Annotated in this window: 1 protein-coding gene; it reads left to right on the top strand. The window is 55.0% G+C overall.

Annotation, left to right across the window (positions count from 1 at the left end; all coding sequences use genetic code 11):
- Nucleotides 1-127: muconolactone Delta-isomerase family protein (locus SB753_RS37600; RefSeq protein ID WP_410805229.1), on the top strand; the 127-nt coding region annotated here is incomplete at its 5' end.
- Nucleotides 128-269: the final 142 nt, after the last annotated feature.

The following is a 269-nucleotide window of genomic DNA, read 5'->3' on the forward strand; positions in this document are numbered from 1 at the left end:
GTTCGACGTGGAAGGCAACGCTGAGCTTCACGACATTCTGATGGCCTTGCCGTTGTATCCGTACATGAAAATTTCCGTCACGCCGTTGTGCCGTCATCCTTCTTCCGTTCGTACCGGCGACGCGTGAGGCCGACAAAGCGCGCGATGTACTGACGCGCGCCCACGCCGCTTTCCCAATACAACATGGAGGCAGAATCATGAGTATCAAAGTATTTGCAACACAGGAAGTGCAAGACCTGCTGACGGCGGCCGCGAATCTCAATAGCGAT

The sequence above is a fragment of the Paraburkholderia sp. SIMBA_053 genome, assembly GCF_046534895.1.
GTDB lineage: Bacteria > Pseudomonadota > Gammaproteobacteria > Burkholderiales > Burkholderiaceae > Paraburkholderia > Paraburkholderia caledonica.